The organism is Arthrobacter echini, assembly GCF_004803505.1.
In the GTDB taxonomy this organism is placed as follows: domain Bacteria; phylum Actinomycetota; class Actinomycetes; order Actinomycetales; family Micrococcaceae; genus Arthrobacter_D; species Arthrobacter_D echini.
The window spans coordinates 191,231-206,149 of sequence record NZ_SSWH01000006.1; the positions used below are offsets into that span (position 1 = coordinate 191,231).

Sequence of the window (14,919 nt, forward strand, 5' to 3'; positions counted from 1 at the left end):
GTAGAACGAGGATCTCGGCGACCACCGATGGACCAGGAGGATCGCCATGAAGACACGCAATGGACACAACGTCCGATTGATGACGGCAGGAGTGTTCGCCGTCGCGGGGCTGGCACTTGCAGGCTGCAACACCGAGGGCCCCGAAGAGGGCGTCGATGTCGAGGACATCTCGGAGGGCGATGTCGCATCGTCGTCACCGGCCGCTGAGACGCCGATGGCTGGCGAAGGCTATTCCGGCCTCTATGACCAGAACTTCTACGACGAGGCCAGGGCCGATGCCTACGCCGGCCAGGAAGTCACCGTCTCCGCGGAAGTCACAGAGACACTTTCGGACGACACCTTCGTGATCGCCGGCACCGCGAACACGGCTGTCGATCCGCTGCTGATCGTCGAGGAGGAAGAGATTCCCCCGGTGGACGTGGGTCAGGTGGTCCAGGTGACCGGAACCGTCATGCAGGACTTCGACGTCGCGGCTGCGGAAGAGATGCTGGGTATCGACCTGGACGACGAGCTCTACGCCGACTTCATCGGGGAGCCCTACGTCTCCATCACCAGCGGCGAGGTCATCGAAGAGGACTAGCGAGGCAGCATCGGCGACGCTTCCGTGGAAGTGTCGTCGGCGCCTCCCTAGCCAACAGCAACGCCCTACCGGTCACTACCGGTAGGGCGTTGCTGCGTCGAGGAGAGCCTGGTTGTCCCTGTCACTGATCGAGCAGGACGTCCTCGCCGAGGAAAGTAGCGCGGAATCCGTCGTCGAGCACGCTGACGTCCTGCAGTACGAGACCGTCCGGGAGGCCCTGGACGTCCTGCTCGATGGTGACGGCCCCTCGCGCGATAGCCGCAAGAGCGTCGGAGAGGAATCCCGGCCCGCCGACATCGATGGACTGTGGTTCGACGACCAGCCGCCCGGCCTCGACCTGCACGGTACCGGAGGCGACGACACGCAGTTCACGGCCCAGCAGCTCGACGTTCCGGATCACCTCGGCCTCGCCGTCGTCGCCGGCCCGGACCGTCGACCCGCTGCCGAGCTGCTCGGCGACAAGATCGAAGGGCACGGTGGCATCGAGATCGAGTCGTGTCGCGACGACGCCGTCCGGCCCGGTCAGGACGCCCTGCCCGACGGCGTCGATGTCCCGCAGCGTGGCATCTGCGCTCACGAGGGTTCCCGCTTGCAGGACGACGTCGGACAACCAGACGTCGTCCTCCCCGAGGTCGGCCGGCGGCTCGTCGTCCCGCGTTCCATCACCGCGCGCCGACGGGAGTGGTCCCGACCCATCTCTCCCGGCAGGTTCGCTGATCACGAACCAGAAGATCACCAGCGCCACCACCAGCAGGATCAACAGGCCGAGCGCGCCGATGAGCCAGTCCTTCGCACGTGTCCACGTCATGCTCACAGTCTGAAGGATTGTCGGTGCCGGAGCGATTCCCCGCGCGAGCGGCGCCCCGGGGCTGCGTGCGTTGCGTCAGGGTGCAGGTGTCACAGTGGTGTGACATAGGCCCCGGCAATGCCTCCGTCGACGAGGAACTGGCTCGCGGTGATGAGCGGCTTCGCCTAGCAGACCCGGCATGCCGTGTCCTCGCCCAGCTGAGCTGACCACGCTTGTGTGCCATTGAGTAAGCTCCGAGGATGACGTGGTTCACGCGCAGTACGGCCTTCCACCCGATTCGCAGGACAGCGACAGCGCTTGCCGCAGGTTTCCTCCTCCTGCAGGGCGTGGTGATCGCCGTCCTGCTGATCACGGATGCGGTCAAGAAGAGGGGACGTGCCCTGCGGTCGGGATTCCCCCGGCCGGGAACCTTCCACAGCACCGTGGATGAGACGCAGACCACGACCTATACCTACGGGGCCGACCTGTACCGGGACATGCTCGCAGCGATCGACGGCGCCCGGACCCGCATCCTGCTGGAGACCTACCTCTGGAAGAGCGACGAGGTCGGTCGACAGATCCGGGATGCCCTGAACAACGCAGCAGCCCGCGGCGTCGAGGTCTACGTCATCTACGACCAGTTCGGCAATCTGGTGGTGCCGCGCTCCTTCTACCGGTTCCATCCCGATGTGCGGGTCCTCCGCTTCCCAGCGTTCGCTCCGTCCCTGCTGCTCAGTCCGCGCCGGGCAACAGGGCTGACCCACCGCAAGCTGCTCGTCGTCGACGAGGGCGTGGGCTTCGTGGGTGGCTACAACATCGGGTCCCTCTACGCGACCGAATGGCGTGACACACACCTGCGGCTGGAGGGGCCGACAGCGTTCGAGCTGGGGCACTCCTTCGCCCAGGTCTGGAACAGCCTCGCCACGCAGCACCCCGAGCTCTCACCGCTGAATCCGACGTCGTGGAATCCTCCCGTCCGGGCGATCAACAACATCCCGGTCAATCGTGTCTTCCCGATCCGCAGCGCCTACCTGGACGCCATCAGCCGCGCCCGGACGTACATCCACCTCACCACGGCCTACTTCATCCCCGACCAGCAGGTCCTCAATGCCCTCATCGATGCGGCGCGCCGCGGCGTGGACGTGCGCGTGATCATCCCGGAGGTCTCGAACCACATCCTGACGGACTGGCTGTCCCGCGGTTTCTACACCACGCTCCTGAGGGAGAACATCACCATCCTGCTGTACCGCAACGCGATGATCCACGCCAAGACGGCCAGCATCGACGGGCAGTGGTCCATCGTCGGCACTGCGAACATCGACCGCCTGAGCCTGGAGTTCAACTACGAGGTGGACCTGGAGATCCTCGACGAGGGTTTCGCCGCCGACATGGAGCGCATTTTCCTGGCCGACAGCGCGAACTGCCGCGTGGTCGACGCCGACGAGTGGCGCAGGCGTCACCCTGCGGCACGCGTGGCCGAAACCGTCCTGATCCCCCTGCGGCCCTACCTCTGAGCGCCCGCGCCGGGCCCCTTCAGTCGGCGGTCCCGTGCGCGGGTACGCCGTCGGCGGCGGTGGTGCGAGGTTCGACGACGACGGCATCAGTGCCAGCGACGGCGCCGGCGGCGGCTGTAGCTGACCTGCGCGGGCCCTCCGGTATACGGAACACCGGCAGCGCGAGATTGATCATCGGTCCGATCAGCAGGGCGAAGGCGACGGTTCCGAGACCGACGGTGCCTCCGAGCAGCCAGCCGAGCAGCAGTACCGTCCCCTCGATGAGGGTGCGGACGGCCCAGATGGGCCAGCCCAAGCGGTCGTGGAGCCCCGTCATGAGCCCGTCGCGCGGTCCGGGGCCCAGCCGGGCACCGATGTAGAGGCCACTGGCGATCGCCAGCAGGACCAGGCCGGCCGAGAACAGCAGGATCCTGGCCCACAGCTGGTCAGGCTCCCCCATGAGCGCGAGTCCTGCCTCTGCGCTGGGGCCTACCAGCAGGACGTTCAGGACGGTCCCGATTCCTGGCCGTTGCCTCAGCGGTATCCAGAGAAGGAGCACGATCACCCCGATGATGTTGGTCATGAAACCGAACGGGATACCGGTCTGCAGCGCACCGCCCTGGCCGAGAACGTCCCACGGCGCCACCCCGAGGGTAGCCCTGATCATCATGGCGAGGGAGAACCCGTAGAGGAACAGGCCGATGAGCAGCTGGAATCCGCGCCACGCGCCGAGGAACGTCATGATCCCAGTAGAACGTTCAATTGGCCTTTCATCAAGATGCCAATCATGGAATCGTGGCACCATGGTGACTCTCCCGGCACGCCGACTCACGATCGACCTCGGCTCCTGGCGTACCTCCGGTCCGGCCTACGCGGCCCTTGCGGACCGCATCCGGTTGCTGGCGCTCGACGGCCGCATTCCTCTGGGTACCCGGCTGCCGGCCGAGCGGGAGCTGGCAGCAGCGCTCGGCGTCAGCCGGACACTGGTCGCCGCGGCCTATGCACGCCTTCGCTCCGCCGGGTACGTCGAGAGCACGCGTGGCTCGGGCAGCGTGATCGCCACGCCCGGTCGTGGCGCACCCGCACAGGACGACGTCGACACGGCGGTAGCGCTCGACTTCAGCAAGGCAGCCCTCCCCGCCGCTCCGCAGGTGGGTGAGGCAGCAGCACGGGCCTCGCTGGAGCTTCCCGCCTATCTGAGCGGCAACGGCTATGACCCCCTCGGTCTGCCACGCTTGCGGCAGGCCCTCGCTGATCGCTATACGACGCGTGGGGTCCCCACCCATCCGGGTCAGGTCATGGTCACCCTCGGTGCACAGCACGCCATCTCCCTCCTCGCCCGTGCCCTGCTGACCCGCAGCGATACGGTTCTGGTGGAGGCCCCCAGCTATCCGCACGCCTACGAGGCCCTCCGTTCGGCGGGACGCCGGCTCGTCCCTGTCTCCGTGGACGCTCACCGCGGGTGGGACGACGACGGCCTGGTCCAGGCTCTGCGCCGGGCCGAACCCGCGCTGGCCTACGTCATGCCCGACTTCCACAATCCGACCGGAGCGGTGATGCCACTGCAGCAGCGCCGGCTCCTCATGGAAACAGCCGGCCGGCAGGACACCCTCGTGATCGCCGACGAGACGATGGCGGAATTGCGTATCGACGGTACGCCCGAGGCTCCGCTGGCTGCTTTCGGGCCGGCCGTGCTCATCGGATCCATGGGCAAGACCGTCTGGGGAGGACTCCGCATCGGCTGGATCCGGGCGGAGGAGACCCTGATCCACCGCCTCGTCCAGTCCCGCTACGCACAGGATCTCGGCACGCCCATCCTCGAACAGCTCATCGCGCTCGAGATGCTGGGGAACTACGACGAGTTGCTGCGGTTCCGCGCGCAGCAACTCGCCGAGGGCCGACACCACCTCGAATCCCTCCTGCACGATGCGCTGCCCGACTGGGAGGTACCGCACGTCGATGGCGGCCTGAGCACATGGGTCAATCTGGGGGCAGGCGTCAGCTCCCAGCTCGCCCTCGCCGCGCGCGATCGGGGACTGCTGCTGGGTGCCGGGCCACGCTTCGGCCTCGGCGGGGTCTTCGAGCGCTTCCTCCGGGTCCCCTTCAGCTATCCTGCCGAGGAGACCCACCGCGCCGTACAGGTCCTTGCCGACGCCTGGCACTCCCTCGACACCGTGGCACCCATGCAGGGCGACTTCGCGCCGGCGCTGGTGTAGGAACCGGCGCTGGTGCAGGAGGTGGCATCCCGGCTCAGCCGACCGGCACCCGCTGCGCGAGGTACTCGGCGAGATACGGCGCCGTGATGCTCGTTCCGCGGTCGAGGTCGGCGATCTGACGGGGAGTTCCGGTGGCGACGATGGTCCCGCCGGCCGAACCACCACCGGGGCCGAGATCGATCACCCAGTCCGCAGCGGCCACCACGGCCATGGTGTGCTCCACGACCACCACCGTGTTCCCCGCTGCCACGAGCTTGCGCAGCTGGGCGAGGAGCAGGACGACGTCGGCCGGGTGGAGCCCGGTGGTCGGTTCATCCAGGAGATAGAGGGTGTGGCCCCTGCGGGCTCGCTGGAGTTCGGTGGCCAGCTTGATGCGCTGTGCCTCTCCACCCGACAGCTCGGTGGCGGGCTGTCCCAGGCGCAGGTATCCCAGCCCCACCTCCCGGAGCGTCTCCAGTGACCGTGCAGCCGCCGGGATGTCGGCGAGGAAGGTCTCGGCGTCGTCCACCGTCATGCCGAGCACATCGGCAATGGTGCGTCCCTTCAGGGTCACGGTCAGTGTCTCGTCGTTGTACCGGGCTCCGTGGCAGGTGGGGCAGGGCCCGTAGCTGCCGGGCAGGAACAGGAGCTCCACCGAAACGAAGCCCTCGCCCTGGCAGGTCTCGCACCGTCCGCCCGGGACGTTGAAGGAGAAGCGGCCCATCCCGAACCCCTTGGCCCGGGCAGCCGGGGTGGCGGCGAAGGCTTTCCGGACGGCGTCGAACAGGCCCGTGTAGGTGGCCAGATTGGACCGTGGGGTGCGGCCGATGGGCTTCTGGTTCACGCTGACGAGGCGGTCGATGTGCTCGAGGCCCGTGATCTGGTCGACCACGGCGCCCGCCGGGGTGTCGTCGTCGTCCGCCGGCTCGAGATCGGCCGGGGTATCGTTGCGGACGTGCCGCCCCACGCCCTCGGCGAGGACCGAGCTGACGAGGGTGGATTTGCCCGAGCCGGACACCCCGGTCACTGCCGTGAGCACGCCCACGGGTATCTCGGCGTCGAGATCCACGAGATTGTGGCGGTGAATGCCGTTCAGGTGGAGCCAGCCCGAGGGTGTGCGGGGTTCGACGACGGCGGCATCGGGAGCGGCGGAAGGGCTCAGGAACGGCGCCGTCAGCGATTCGGGCACGTCCCTGAGCCCGTCGACCGGACCGCTGTAGACGATCGTGCCGCCACCCTGGCCTGCGAGCGGACCGACGTCCACGATCCACTCCGCCCGCCGCACCACGTCCATGTTGTGCTCCACCACGAAGACGGAGTTGCCAGCGTCCTTCAGTGCCTCGAGCACGCTCAGGAGGGGTTCCACATCTGCTGGGTGCAGCCCGGCGGAGGGCTCGTCGAGCACGTAGATCACACCGAACAGGCCCGAGCGAAGCTGCGTGGCGATGCGCAGGCGCTGCATCTCGCCGGGGGAGAGCGTGGGCGTTACCCGGCTGAGGCTCAGGTACCCCAGGCCGAGATCAACCAGCACCTCGAGTCGCTGGATCAGGTCCCGGCTGATGGTCACGGAGACCTCCGTCCCCTCCCCCGAGCTGAACGAGCGGTGGGCCGCCGTCGGATTCTCGACCGCGGCCGCCGGCGCGAGGTGCGCCGCAAGATCCGCGAGCGGCAGGGCGTTCGCCTCGGAGATCGGCAGCCCGGCGAAGGTCACCGCGAGCGCCTCCCGGCGCAGCCCTGTTCCCCCGCACAGCGGGCAGGGGCCAGAGACCATGAACGGCAGGACGCGGTCCCGCATCTGCTGGCTCTTGGAATCGTGCAGGGTGTGCAGGACATAGCTCTTCGCGCTCCAGAAGCGCCCCTTGTAGGGCTTCTCGACCCGGTCGCGCTGCGGGGTGACATTCACCACGGGCTGCTCGTCGGTGAAGAGCAACCACTCGCGTGCTTCCGCGGGGAGATCCCGCCAGGGGACGTCGATGTCGTACCCGAGCTCGCGGACGATATCGCGGAGATTCTTGCCTTGCCACGCTCCGGGCCATGCCGCAATGGCGCCCTCGCGGATGCTCAGCGACGGATCCGGGACGAGCGTCTCCTCCGTGACGTCCCGGGCTATGCCAAGTCCGTGGCAGCGCGGGCACGCGCCGGCGGCGGTGTTGGGTGAGAACGCATCCGAGTCGAGCCGCTCGTCGACTCCCTCGGGATAGGTTCCTGCGCGCGAGTAGAGCATGCGCAGCGAGTTCGAGATCGTGGTCAGCGTCCCGACGGTGGAGCGTGCACTCGGGGTTCCACGGCGTTGCTGCAGGGCGACGGCGGGCGGCAGGCCCGTGATCGATTCCACGTGCGGTGTATTGCCCTGCTGGATGAGGCGGCGGGCGTACGGCGCCACCGACTCCAGGTAGCGGCGCTGGGCTTCCGCATAGATGGTGCCGAACGCCAGGGACGACTTCCCGGACCCGGAGACCCCGGTGAAGGCGACGACGGCGTCGCGGGGGCAGTCGACGTCGACGTCTCGCAGATTGTTCTCACTGGCTCCGCGTACCTGGACGAAGCCTTCTCTGGTGCTTGCGGCTGGGGTGTCGATCGTCGTTTCACTCACCGTCCCCACCCTACGGTCATCCGATCGGCGGGGTGGACCGGTTCGGACCGGTTGGCAGGAGGAATTGAGTGGGGGTGATTGCGGTGAGTCCGGGAGCCGCGACCGCGATCACCGGCCCGGTATTGGTACTCAAAGGCGCGTCGACGAACTGCTGAACGCCGGCTCGGCCGAGGCTCAGCCGAGCCAGTCCGGGGGCCCTGCGAGGCCTGTACGGTAGCGCGCTGCGTCCTCGGAGGGGCTGAAGGGCCCGAGGGTCAGCTGGAAGGTCCGCAACTGCAGGCGGGTGCGCTGCAGACGGAAGCGGGCTGCAGGCGATCGGTCGTCGCGGCCGGGCACTCCGGCGAGGGGTGCCACGGACGGGGAGAGCACCAGGGCCCCGGCTCTGGCGAGGCCGTTGTAGAAGATCTTCTCGGCCCGATTCATCCCGTCCGGGGCGGCGAGGAAGGTGAGGAGCTCGGTGGGAACGGGTTCGAGGTCGGGCTCCACCGCGCGTAGGGCCTCGGTGAGTTCCCGGCGGCTGATCGGGAGGTCTTCGGCTCCGAGCGCCCGGGCGCTCCGGGACCAGTCGGCGATGTAGGTGTCGGCCCAGTCGCGGCCGAATCGCGGGGTCAGGTCGTGGCCGACGGCCTCCTGGGCAGCGAGGAAGGCGTCGGTGAAGGCCAGGTGCACCCAGCGCAGCAGGGCCGGATCGGACGCTGCGTAGGCCCGGCCGTCGTCGGTGGTGCCGCGGACCCGTGTGTGCATCCCGCGGACCCGCGCCGTCTCCCGCTCGGCGAGTTCTGCGGAGCCGAAGGTGCTCACGGTGAGCCAGCGCGCGGTCCCGGCCAGGCGGGCCCAGGGGTCGCTGCGGTAGGAGGAGTGCCGCGCGACGCCGGCCATCGCCAGCGGGTGCGCGCCCTGCCCGAGGAGGGCCGCGACCCCGCCGACGAGGGTGGAGAGGTCACCGTGGACCCGCCAGACGACGCCGTCGGGCTCGAACCAGCCCGGTCCCTCCCCGACCAGGGCGATGTCGCGCACCCAGTCCGGCGCCCCCGTGGGATCGCCGGAGACCCGGGCGCGGAACGCGTTCCGGACACGGTGGGCCAGGTCGGCGGGACGCGGTATCGGGCTCACGTGCTCAACTGTAGTCACCGCTACCCCCTGATCAGGCGGCTGACCCGGGCATCTCACCAACAACCGGTCGCAGTGGTCAGGGTCCGCAGGCCGCGCTGTCGCCTGCAGGTGATCGCCCAGCCGATACCGCCCGTGGTGATCAGGTCGCCCTCCCATCGTCAGAAGAGTGTCGGTGCTTGTCCGTCGATGCCGACGAGCAGGGGACGGATGACCGGGCCCCGGTTCAGATCCGGCAATCAGTGGACGCCGGGCCTTTGGTGACTTTCTCCCAGAACCGATCCGCTACTGCCCTGGCGCTGCCTCACAGCCCGCTCCCCCACGATGACGTCATCGGGCTGGCATGGGCCGCTGTGGGGTCTGGGCGCGCGTCCTGTTTGGCCGGTAGGCAAGGACGAGGCGTCCTTCGATGCAGACGGTGCCCCCGATGACCAGCACGGCCGCGGCGGTGACCGCGAGGTGTGCCCACCCTGTGGCGTCGACGGCGGCGACGACGACGAGCAGGCTGAGGAACCAGAGTCCGACGGCCAGGGCGCCGGCGGCCTGGTTGCGGACCCGCGGAGGCAGAGGCAGCAATAGCAGTGGGAGCCGGAAGATGGTGCGCACGAGCCGGTAGCTGTAGCGGATGCTCGCGGTGAGCAACCAGAAGATGATCCTGATCATCGTGTCCTCCTGGTGTCCTGGGGGTCGTCCGTGGCGAGTTCTGCGCGGATGGCAGCGAGTCTCGTGGCCCGGTACGGGTGGGTTCGCCCCAGCAGACACAGCCGCCGGCCCAGACGGGACCGGTGTTTTTCTGGTTTGTCGTCGTCCCACGCTGCAAAGAGGCTTTCTGCGCCTGCCGACTGCCCTTGCTGGTGTGCGGAGAACAGGTCAGCGCGGATCTCCTCGGCCCGATTGAACGCGAAGAAACCGAAGAAGCCTCTGACGGTGATGATCGCCCCGATACCCATGGTGACCCAGCCGGCTGCTGGGGTGGGGCCGAAGCCGGAAATGTCTGCGGTTGCGGCCATGATGAGTCCGCCGAAGAACATGATCGCTCCGAGTCCGATCCCCAGACCGTAGAGCCGGGCTCTCCGCGTCCACCACGCGTCGTTTGCATAATGCCCGAGTTCGTGGGCGAGCAGGAACTCGAGGGCGTCGGCCGGCAACTCCCGCACAGCGGTTTCGGTGACCTTGATCGTGGGAACACCACGAGGGGTCCTGAACCTGGCGTTGGCCGCCGGCGACCCGGGCCCCAGGGCCGGCACGACGATCACCCCCGGCACGGGCAGACCCGCGATGGCACTGATCCGCGCCACCTCGGCGCGGGCAACTTGGTGCAGGTCCTCGTCGTCGTTGCTGTCCTGCTCGTTGCCCGCAGCGGTCATTGCGCTGCCGTCCTGCTCAAGGCCCGGTACAAGGTCGTGCGGTCGACCGTGAACCGCCGGGCGACGACGGCCTTGGGCACTCCGGCGTCGATCAGCGCCCTGACCTCGGCCAGCTGGTCGTCGGTGAGCTTGCGCGCTCTGCCCCGATAGGCACCGCGTGCTTGAGCTGCTTTGATACCGTCGGCCTGCCGCTCCCTGGTGATCGCTCGCTCGAGCTGCGAGAAGGACGCCATGATGTTCAGCTGGAACTCCGCGAACGGGTCCGCACCCCCAGGGGCGAACGTGACCCGTTCCGCGATGAACTCCACCGACACGCCTTTGGCGGTCAGCTCGCCCACGATCTGATTGAGATCGACCACCGAACGCGCCAGCCTGTCCATCGAGGACACCACCACAGTGTCACCATCACGCGTGTACCCAATCAGCTCCGCAAGGGCGACGCGGCCGGCGCGCTGCGCGCCGGATTGCTTCTCCTCGAACAGGCGATCGACGGTTCCCAGGGAGTTCAACTGGCGGGCAAGGTTCTGATCAAGTGTCGAGACTCGGGCGTACCCGATACGCTGCACCTTGTGTTGCGTCATCTCTGGACTCTCCCACGATCGTGTTGCAAAAACGAAGAACCGGCTCTAAAACCACGCGACTAGAGCAACTTCGCACAGATGCGTTGGGGTGTACCCCAACGCAACAGTTTGCTTGGCTATACGGTCGATGTTGGGTGCGGCGCGCCCAAGCTCCAGTCGTCGTGCGGAAGTGGTATAAAATTGATGGATGAGTGGTATTCGTGAGGTGGTGCCCGGTATCACTGTCAGCACGAGCAAGATAATGCTGACGAACTCGATTATCCTCAGCTCCGAAGGGGAAGCGTTCCTGATTGATCCGGCGTGGATGCCGGATGAGCTGGAAGCGATCGGCGATTTCCTGCTGGAACAAGACCTGAAGGTCCTCGGCGGGTTCGCCACTCATGCCCATCACGATCATCTGCTCTGGCATCCCAGCTTCGGGAAGGCACCGCGCTGGGCGTCCGCGCTGACCGCCGAACTCGCTACGAACCACCGGGCAGGCCTCATCGCAGCTCTCGGCCCAGACTTCCCTGCTTCGCTGACGGATCTGATGGGCCGCGTTCATCAGGTCCCGGGCACCATCCCTGAGGAGTGCAAACCAGCAGGGATCGATATCGAGCAGATCGTGCACGATGGGCACTCGCCCGGTCACACTGCACTTTGGCTCCCACAGCAGCGAGTCCTCATCGCAGGAGACATGCTCAGCGACGTTGAACTCCCGCTGCCCTTGCACCCGGGCGGTCTGGTCGCCTACCAGCAAGGCCTTGAAGTACTGGCGCCGTTCGCCCGGAAAGCCGAGATCATCATCCCCGGGCACGGTCACATCGGGACAGATCCTGGTCAACGCCTCGACGCTGACCGGGCCTACCTGGATGAGTTTCTCCGCCACGGCACATCCGATGATCCACGGATCGGCAACCCAGGAATGGCGGAGGCCCACAAACGCCTACAAGAACAAACCCAGAACCCACGGGAATGGTAACCGGATAGAGGAAAACCATGCCATCAGTGATGGATCAGCGAGCTCACCAGGGACAGGCCACGCGGACCGAAGGCTTCCAGCGGAGGCAGGAGCAGGGTCGTGATGCCACTTTCCGTGGCTGCTCCGTCATGTGTGGAGCGATCGCCCACCATCAGAGTTCTACCTCTAGTCAGCGCCGATCGTTCAAGGGTGAGCTCGAAAATCCGCGGATCGGGTTTCTGCACGCCGTGTTCAAAGGACAGCACACAATCGTCAACGTACTGGCCGAGGCCCTGCGACACCAGCAATGGGCGGATGTCGAAATGAATGTCACTGAGAACGATGATCCTGCAACCGACAGAGGTGAGCCGCCCCAACGTCCGGGCGGCGTCGGGGTAGGCAGGCCGTGACTCCGTGTACTCGTCGAAGCGAAGCAACTCGGCTGCGAGGTCTTCGTCCAAGCCAGCCCGCTGGAAGTACAACAACTCGGCCGCATCGTATGCTGCACGGCTCGTATCAGCATCTACCTACGCGGCAACGATGTCAGGATCAGACTCGCATCGCTCAAGAGCAGCACAAACCCCATCGATCGCACCACGATCAGCACGACCGAGCCTAGCGAAAGTAGCCGCTACCCGATCGCGGAGTGGTGGATCATGAACGAGCGTCCCACTCCAGTCGAAAATCACCGCATCAAAGGTCCCCATGCTCGAAACCTACACCGGCTGCCGCCCCCTCCACTGGCGTTGAGAATCGCACAAAGGATTGAAGCTGATCACCTGGTCGTCGACGAGGCGCGCCTCCTGTCCAGCTGGGCACGGCACAAGCTCCCTACGCTCCGCTGCTTGTCCCGCACACACCTGGACAGCAGGGACCAAGGGACCGCCTGCACGCAGCCACCTACCTCACCAATATGGGAAGAGCTCACCTCGAGCGGACGGTGGATGTGCACAACCTCCTCATCGACGTGGTCGCGCACACCATGAGCTGGTCCTACCAGGACTAATAGAACTAATAGTGGCGATAAGGATCATTGCGGCGACGTCAGCTGTAGCCCCTGCCTAGACTCGGGTACATGCTTGATGAGGTTGGCAACGCATACTCACGTCGTGCAGCCGAGTACACCGAGATCCTCGGTTCGATGGACGCAGTGCACCCCTTGGACCGTCAGCTCGTGTCCTCCTGGGCTGATGCTATCGATGGCCGGATCATCGACGCGGGCTGCGGGCCAGGCCACTGGACGAACTTCCTTCATGAGCGCGGAGCTGCCGCACACGGTGTGGATCTGGTACCCGAATTCATCGACAGAGCCCACAGCGCATATCCCGATGTGCCGTTCAGTGTCGGCAGTCTCGAGACCCTTGATGCCGCACCAGGAACAGTGAGCGGGATCCTGTCGTGGTACTCACTCATCCACCACGAGCCCAGCACCATCGGCATCCCCCTTCTGGAGTTCGCCCGCGCGCTTCGCCCCGGCGGCACGCTGCTCCTCGGCTTCTTCGACAGCACCGCGGCTGAAGAGTTCGCCCACGCTGTGACCCCGGCCTACCGATGGCCGGTCAATGACCTCAGCGAAGAACTGACCTCGGCCGGCTTCGATGTCATCGAAACCCACAGGAGGACAATATCCGGTCAACGACCCCACGCAGCGATCATCGCGCAGCGCAAGGACCCCGGGTGATCGGTCCTCCTGCGGTTCACGCAGCAGTCAGAAAACGGTCATCGGCAACCAGCAACAGGCCGCGGTCAAGCTCAGCGAGCAACGGGCCGCAGCGGCCGCCTATTATCTCGAGGCCAGACGATTCATCGAGCTCGCGCGCCCACCCCGGCAGCCAGGTAAAAAACCCACGAAGCCGGCACCCGGACAAACCCCGGTCATGAGGCCCCCGACGAGGGAGCAGCAGTCAGGACACGGATTCGAACGCTGAAGATCTCCGGTTGCTGGCGCACGACCGATAGCGCCGAGACCTTCGCGGCCCTGCGCAGCTACGTCTCCACCGCTCGCAAGAACGGCGCCGGGGTCCTCGAGGCCCTCACCGACCTGCTCAGCGGCACCCCCCTGGCTACCAGCCACCAGCAACTGACCGCCCCAGGACCTAAGTAGTTACTCCAGATTTGACAATTCCTCACGACTTGGTAATCAATCACCATTGCGGCTGGAATTCAGGTGGTCTGCTTGGGCAGCACTGTCCTGATCACCGGATAGGCCGCCAGCATTGCCACTACGGTGATTAGGATCCGGGGAAGCGTGTCAAGGTCGGTGAGTGTGGCAATCCCAATGGTCACCAGAGCGCCGACGAGGATAAGAAAGAACGTGGTGAGGCCCTCACGGCGCCGCGTGACAGGGTCCATACGACGCTGGCTCTCGGTGGTGTCTTTGTGGATGCTCATGGGTTTTCCTCTGTCGATGGTTGTTGGCCCCGGGTTCTTGTTATTCTCCACGATCTCGCGGACCGGTGGTGCCGGACCACCGACTCAAGTCGATGATCTAGTCCCTTGCCTGCGGCTTTCGTTGATGCTGGGGAGGCTGCAATGAGTGAGGCATCTACCGCTCAGGGTTCGCGGTGGGTCAGTGCCCAAAATCCGGTTGAGACAGCCAGCAGGGCCCATATGATCAGGCCGGTGTATCCGACCACGAGCGGCCCCAGTGTCGTCTCCTGAAATGCGGTACCCGACACCGTCCTTAGATACAGGTCGAGAGGCAGGGCGTGGTTGACCCATTGGACTGCGGGCAGTCCCTCAGAGGTGATCACGCTACCGACCCGGGCGATCAGTGAAAGCCCGGGAAAGACGCCGAGATAGACGATCATCGAGAGGACGGTACTGCGGAGCAGCAGAGCCATCGGGGCGCTCAGCAGCGCTGGCAGCGTACCGGCGGTGACGCAGACCAGCCACGTCACTGGTAACCGCCAAACACCCTCCAGACCAGTGACGGCCAGGCCCACCACGGCCATGCCGAAGGACGTCTCCGAGACAATGACGACGGTAGCCAGGGCTTGGGCTGCGGTGCGGGCCAGTATCAGTCGGCGCCGGTTGGGGACCAGCCACAGCGAGATGACGAGCAGGCTCCTGAGGTCCAGGCTCGTGGAGTGGAGCAGAGTCAGGCCGATCACCACCGAGGTGACCGCGGTGGCCAAGATCATGGCCGTGGCTAGGTGTTCTTCCCACGGAGGTTGTGTGCAGCGTGGCGTGGTTGAGTGAGGTGAGGACCTCCGGTATCGATATGGGTTACCACACCTGATCGAGTTCACGGAGGTCCTCGTGTCTTACGTT

Annotated in this window: 15 protein-coding genes; 5 read left to right on the forward strand and 10 right to left on the reverse strand. The window is 66.3% G+C overall.

Translation table 11 applies throughout. From position 1 onward, the window contains the following. Positions 1-46: 46 nt before the first annotated feature. Entirely contained in the window at positions 47-580 is a 534-nt protein-coding gene (locus tag E8P82_RS08905; protein ID WP_136454136.1) for a hypothetical protein, read from the forward strand. Between the two features lie 121 nt (positions 581-701). Here E8P82_RS08905 and E8P82_RS08910 read toward each other — a convergent pair whose 3' ends face one another. Next, positions 702-1,388 carry an LmeA family phospholipid-binding protein gene (locus E8P82_RS08910; protein ID WP_136454137.1) on the reverse strand — a complete coding sequence of 229 codons (687 nt, stop codon included), beginning with the start codon at positions 1,386-1,388 and terminating at the stop codon, positions 702-704. Positions 1,389-1,627: 239 nt separating this feature from the next. Here E8P82_RS08910 and E8P82_RS08915 point away from each other — a divergent pair, with 239 nt between their 5' ends. Then, positions 1,628-2,881: a phospholipase D-like domain-containing protein gene (locus tag E8P82_RS08915; RefSeq protein ID WP_168796531.1), complete on the forward strand. Its 1,254-nt coding sequence runs from the start codon at positions 1,628-1,630 to the stop codon at positions 2,879-2,881. Positions 2,882-2,900: 19 nt separating this feature from the next. On the opposite strand, the gene yczE is transcribed toward E8P82_RS08915, so the two are convergent. Then, complete coding sequence (gene yczE / locus E8P82_RS08920; protein ID WP_246021144.1) at positions 2,901-3,602, reverse strand: membrane protein YczE; 702 nt, start codon at positions 3,600-3,602, stop codon at positions 2,901-2,903. A 61-nt stretch (positions 3,603-3,663) separates the two neighbouring features. Here yczE and yczR point away from each other — a divergent pair, with 61 nt between their 5' ends. Then, the gene (yczR, locus tag E8P82_RS08925) at positions 3,664-5,076 is read left to right on the forward strand and encodes a MocR-like transcription factor YczR (protein ID WP_136454138.1); all 1,413 of its coding nucleotides are present in this window, start codon (positions 3,664-3,666) and stop codon (positions 5,074-5,076) included. 34 nt (positions 5,077-5,110) lie between these two features. Here the strand turns inward: yczR and E8P82_RS08930 are convergent, their stop codons facing one another. The 5 genes from E8P82_RS08930 to E8P82_RS08950 all read right to left on the reverse strand — a co-directional run bounded on the left by E8P82_RS08930 (position 5,111) and on the right by E8P82_RS08950 (position 10,706). Then, on the reverse strand, positions 5,111-7,648 hold the full coding sequence (locus E8P82_RS08930; protein ID WP_136454139.1) for an excinuclease ABC subunit UvrA: 2,538 nt from the start codon (positions 7,646-7,648) through the stop codon (positions 5,111-5,113). A gap of 174 nt (positions 7,649-7,822) precedes the next feature. Continuing rightward, complete coding sequence (locus tag E8P82_RS08935; RefSeq protein ID WP_136454140.1) at positions 7,823-8,761, reverse strand: oxygenase MpaB family protein; 939 nt, start codon at positions 8,759-8,761, stop codon at positions 7,823-7,825. 327 nt (positions 8,762-9,088) lie between these two features. Then, positions 9,089-9,421, reverse strand: coding sequence for a hypothetical protein (locus E8P82_RS08940; protein WP_136454141.1), 333 nt, complete (start codon positions 9,419-9,421; stop codon positions 9,089-9,091). Then, positions 9,418-10,125 carry a M48 family metallopeptidase gene (locus E8P82_RS08945; protein ID WP_136454142.1) on the reverse strand — a complete coding sequence of 236 codons (708 nt, stop codon included), beginning with the start codon at positions 10,123-10,125 and terminating at the stop codon, positions 9,418-9,420. Before E8P82_RS08945 ends, E8P82_RS08940 begins: the two co-directional genes overlap by 4 nt. Then, positions 10,122-10,706 carry a recombinase family protein gene (locus E8P82_RS08950; protein WP_136454143.1) on the reverse strand — a complete coding sequence of 195 codons (585 nt, stop codon included), beginning with the start codon at positions 10,704-10,706 and terminating at the stop codon, positions 10,122-10,124. The genes E8P82_RS08945 and E8P82_RS08950 overlap by 4 nt, the downstream gene beginning before the upstream one ends. A 187-nt stretch (positions 10,707-10,893) precedes the next feature. On the opposite strand from E8P82_RS08950, the gene E8P82_RS08955 reads away from it, so the two are divergent. Then, complete coding sequence (locus E8P82_RS08955) at positions 10,894-11,667, forward strand: MBL fold metallo-hydrolase (RefSeq protein ID WP_136454144.1); 774 nt, start codon at positions 10,894-10,896, stop codon at positions 11,665-11,667. A 23-nt stretch (positions 11,668-11,690) separates the two neighbouring features. Here E8P82_RS08955 and E8P82_RS08960 read toward each other — a convergent pair whose 3' ends face one another. Next, positions 11,691-12,107, reverse strand: coding sequence for an HAD family hydrolase (locus E8P82_RS08960; protein ID WP_211096841.1), 417 nt, complete (start codon positions 12,105-12,107; stop codon positions 11,691-11,693). 614 nt (positions 12,108-12,721) lie between these two features. Between E8P82_RS08960 and E8P82_RS08965 the strand changes: the two genes are divergently transcribed. Beyond that, a complete protein-coding gene (locus E8P82_RS08965) occupies positions 12,722-13,327 on the forward strand; it encodes a class I SAM-dependent methyltransferase (protein ID WP_136454146.1) in 606 nt (201 codons plus the stop codon). A 482-nt stretch (positions 13,328-13,809) separates the two neighbouring features. Here E8P82_RS08965 and E8P82_RS08970 read toward each other — a convergent pair whose 3' ends face one another. After that, positions 13,810-14,037 carry a hypothetical protein gene (locus tag E8P82_RS08970; protein ID WP_136454147.1) on the reverse strand — a complete coding sequence of 76 codons (228 nt, stop codon included), beginning with the start codon at positions 14,035-14,037 and terminating at the stop codon, positions 13,810-13,812. A gap of 161 nt (positions 14,038-14,198) precedes the next feature. Further along, positions 14,199-14,789, reverse strand: a complete 591-nt coding sequence (locus E8P82_RS08975) for a hypothetical protein (RefSeq protein WP_136454148.1) — start codon at positions 14,787-14,789, stop codon at positions 14,199-14,201. Between the last annotated feature and the right edge of the window lie 130 nt (positions 14,790-14,919).